At 47.0% G+C, this 521-nt stretch carries 1 protein-coding gene; it reads right to left on the reverse strand.

Features of this window, described 5'->3' with window-relative positions:
• On the reverse strand, positions 1-521 hold a 521-nt coding region (locus B9T16_RS29260), incomplete at both ends, for a carotenoid oxygenase family protein (protein ID WP_410246455.1).

Here is a 521-nt window from a genome sequence, read left to right on the forward strand (position 1 = left end):
ACCATAGGGGATATGGTGTTGAAGGTGTAGGGTAGCGATCGCATTTTTTTCAAGGTTTTTCGCATCCAAAATAACGACATCAGAGCGGTGGTGTTGTGCATCATAAACGAGAGTCAATAACCAGCCATCATCTTCGGAGGTAGCATGAGGACGGGGAACAAAGACAGGTTCTCCGGTAAAGCCGTGTGGTGCGGCAGTCCAAAGTTGACGCGAACCGGTTTCGAGGTCAAACTTAATAATCGCCTGAAGGGGTGCATTTCCTTGGCTATTATGGGCGGCGGCGGCGTAGAGATATCGATAAGGGCGACCAACAGAATTAGGGTGAGTAGTAGGAAATTCACAACAGCGAGATTCTATTAATTGACGCTGAACCTGTCCGGTAGTGAGGTCAAGGGTAAACCGCCAGAGTTGACCAGGTTCTAAGGCATTAAAATCAGTATCGCGAAAATTAGCCTGTGGGTCAACCCCTGGTAAAGATTGGTAACATATAGAATCAACGCAAATCTGATTTTCCGGTTCAA

It is taken from the genome of Arthrospira sp. PCC 8006 (assembly GCF_046480465.1).
GTDB lineage: Bacteria > Cyanobacteriota > Cyanobacteriia > Cyanobacteriales > Microcoleaceae > Limnospira > Limnospira platensis.